Annotated in this window: 3 protein-coding genes; all 3 read left to right on the forward strand. The window is 34.2% G+C overall.

Annotation, left to right across the window (positions count from 1 at the left end; translation table 11 throughout):
• The first annotated feature begins 1333 nt into the window (after window positions 1-1333).
• The 3 genes from F6K13_RS23680 to F6K13_RS23690 all read left to right on the forward strand — a co-directional run bounded on the left by F6K13_RS23680 (window position 1334) and on the right by F6K13_RS23690 (window position 3509).
• A complete protein-coding gene (locus F6K13_RS23680) occupies window positions 1334-2011 on the forward strand; it encodes an HAD-IA family hydrolase (protein WP_124146786.1) in 678 nt (225 codons plus the stop codon).
• A gap of 418 nt (window positions 2012-2429) precedes the next feature.
• On the forward strand, window positions 2430-3110 hold the full coding sequence (locus F6K13_RS23685) for a hypothetical protein (protein WP_124146785.1): 681 nt from the start codon (window positions 2430-2432) through the stop codon (window positions 3108-3110).
• 141 nt (window positions 3111-3251) lie between these two features.
• Window positions 3252-3509 (forward strand): BolA family protein, encoded by a 258-nt coding sequence (locus tag F6K13_RS23690; RefSeq protein WP_124146784.1) that lies wholly within the window; start codon window positions 3252-3254, stop codon window positions 3507-3509.
• Window positions 3510-3631 lie beyond the last annotated feature (122 nt).

Genomic DNA, 3631 nt, shown 5'->3' on the forward strand with positions numbered 1-3631 from the left:
CGCAGCATTCCGAAGGAAATGCTGCGCAAACAGCCATTAGTTATTGATTAGAGGAGGAGTTTATTAATGGATAATTGAAATGGATAATGGACAATTACCTCTCCCTTTTAGGGCTATCCCTGATAAGGAACTTCTGAAAACCTTGTGGGGAGCAGGGGAGTAGGGAGTAGGGGAGAAGGGAGAAGCAGTCAATAAAGCTTGGCAAAACTACTTAAGTCCTCAAAAAAAATGTACTTTTCAATACATGATTTTTGAAGAAAAAGCCTCTGAAACACTCACACATAACTTGTCTCTAAAAGTCAATTTTTATGTCAAGAAAGATGTTTATAAATCATAGCTTTTAGGGAGAGGATTGACCAATAAGGAAAAAATTTATTCTCTTGGTCGATTAGATATGGCGAGGAAACCTCGCCATCCCTCGACCGCTTTTTTCCCCTTGAAAGGGGAGGCTTTTACCCTAAAATTGTTTAATTATTTAATTATTTAATTATTAATTATTCGGTAAAAGCAATTGAAAAATTGATAGAGAATTAAAAGTTACTGCCAATGTACGCTCATTCGTAAGGATTCAGGTATCTCAAACCCAGTTATAGAGAGAACTCTGAAAATGACTAACTCAGCAATTTAATAGTCTCATTCTCAATAATGACGAAAATAAAGGTTTGTAGCCATTTCTAATTGAGAATATAATTTGGGAGATAATTGCCGGAAATGCTTATCTATCAAGATTTATAGGCTTTTCCATAGGACCTGAATCCTTACGCTCATTCAGCCTTAGAAAGAATTATTAATTATTTGCTGTTTGCATAGCATCCCGCAGGGAAGCGCTGACTCCTAAGAGCTGTTTGCGCAGCATTCCGCAGGAAATGCTTACTAATTTAGTAATATTGACAATTTATTAGTCATCAATTTTCCTATCAATTTCAAACAGGAAAACTACCCTTGATATAAGTTAATAAATTTAGTTATTAACAGGTAGTAAATCGGAGCAAAAAAATAATATAATATTTTTTCGGTTATATTATCCTAGATTAATTGTTCAAAATTACAAAATTAAGTAATTATCACAATTAATTATGACTGATTGAGAATAAATCAACCACCTTTAATAATAAGATAATTAAAATAGAACTGCTCTTGATAAAGAGCGTACAATTAAAATATTATTGTCTACAACTTTTTATGAATTTGGCATAAATTGTTTTAATATCTATTTGACTAAAAGAATAGATTTTATTTCTCCTGACTACTTACTACTAAAAATACCCTAAATATTTATAGTAAAAACTCATACAAACGGTATAAAAAATTAATTATAACTATAAAAAAAACGATGAATAATTTCCCAAAAATCACTCATGTTATTTATGACTTAGACGGTTTACTTCTAGATACAGAATCAATTCATGCTCAGGTAAACTTAGAAGTTACCAGCCGTTATGGCAAAATTTTTGATAAACAAACTAAGTGTAAAATTACTGGTAGAAAATCAATTGATTCTGCCAAAGCAATTGTAGAATTATTAGAACTACCTGTCACTCCCGAAGATTATCTTCAACAAAGAAATACCCTCACATATCAACGCTTTCCTGAATCAAAACCAATGCCAGGTGCAGTTCATCTTACCCAACATTTATATCAAAATAAAATACCTCAAGCTGTAGCTACCAGTTCTTCCAAAGAACCATTTAATTTAAAAACAAAAAATCATCAAGAATGGTTCCAATTATTTAATCATATTGTTGTAGGAGATGACCCTAATCTTAAACATGGAAAACCAGCACCAGATATTTTCTTAATAGCTGCCAAAAGATTAGATGCTTCTCCCAAAAATTGTTTAGTATTTGAAGACTCTTTAGCAGGAATGGAAGCTGCCTTAGCTGCAGGAATGTCCGTAGTAGTTGTACCCGATCCTGATATGGATAAAACCTTATTTTATTCCGCCCATCAAATTCTTAATTCCTTAACAGAATTTCAACCCCAATTATGGCAACTACCACCATTCTTTTGAAGAAGGAAGAAGCAAGAAGCAAGAAGGAAAAAGTGGATAAAACCCAAAAAACTTGTAGACACCGTGTAGACATTGAGGTATTAAATCCATAAAGGAAAAGATAACGATAATATATTGTTATATTATCGTTACCTGCGGTGTCCACAATTCATTAGAGTTTAACTAACTATCAGCATTTTCCGTACCGGAATGCTCCGCAAACAGCATTTCCAGACCGAAACACTTTTTAATTCTCTATAAGATGGAAAAATTAACCTAAAACCTAAAACCTACAACCCTCTTCAAAACCATATATTTTTGAAAAAGTTATAGTATATCTAAAAATTGACACTTTCACCGTTAAATATCGCGACTATAACGGGAGTCCTCTTTCAACATTTATGATAGTTTTTTATTTATACGAACTCACTAAATAATTATGATATTTACTCAACCTATTCCTTTAATTCGCTCCAAATTCGGCTTTACTCTCCTAATTACGGCAGCTTTCATTCTTTTACAACAACCACTTAATGCTCAATCTGAAAATTCCGCAGAGCAAGAAATTCCGATTCAAGTTTCACCAGAAAACTCTACAGATCCACAAAACCTTCCTTCTTCTCCAGTTCCAATACAACCCACACAACCCGAAAATGTTCGTCCTTTAAATGAACAAAATAGTCTTCTCAGTCTTCAGGGAGGACAACGTTTAATGAGTGAAGCTGACAATGCCATTACCTCAGAGAATTATAATTTAGCTAGTCAGAAACTTCAAGAAGCTCGTCAAATATTTAATCAACTTTCTAATTTCTATAGTCAATTAGCTGCTAGTTTTTCTGGTATAGATAATCGTCTGGCAGATGACCAACGTACTAAGGCATTGGACACTGCTCAAATGAGAGACCAGGCCACTTATCAATTAGCTTTAGTCCACCGGGCGCAAAACCAACCTGAATTAGCAGTACCATTACTTGTTCAAATTATTAGCTCTCAGCAACCCACTCGCGATCTAGGAAAAAAAGCCTACCAACAATTACTAGAATTAGGATTTGTTGATATTCCCTATCCTAGATCCTCTGGAGAGAATCAACCTCCTAACTCATCCCAGTCTCTTAATTAATATAGCAAGGAACGAGTTAGTGTTTTACTTATGTTAATGATGAACCATAAGACACAGAAATACTTTTCCTACTGTTGCCTGTTGCCTGTTCCTTGTTCCCTGCTATATGTAGAATAACAGTAACTTTACAGTGGAAGAACAATGAATTTAGAAGAAGTTGAATCAATGATTAAAGCGGAGTTGCCAGATGCTCAAGTACAAGTCCAAGATTTAACCGGGGGTGGCGACCACTTACAAGCGACTGTTGTTTCGTCTCAGTTTGAAGGAAAAACTCGAGTTAAACAACATCAAATGGTTTATGCTGCTGTACAAGAACCTATGGCGTCTGAAGCTATCCATGCTTTGGCTTTAAAAACTTATACTCCTCAAGAGTGGGAAGCTGTGGGACAAACTTCTTAATTTTTGCTTTTGAGTTACAACGCAGACAGGATTATTTGGTTATATTAGCCATAATTGATTAACTTTGATAATTTGCCTCAATATATCAGGCAAGTTAATAGTATCTATAAATCAAACAGCAC

The sequence above is a fragment of the Okeania sp. SIO2B9 genome (assembly GCF_010672505.1).
GTDB classification, from domain to species: Bacteria; Cyanobacteriota; Cyanobacteriia; order Cyanobacteriales; family Microcoleaceae; genus Okeania; species Okeania hirsuta.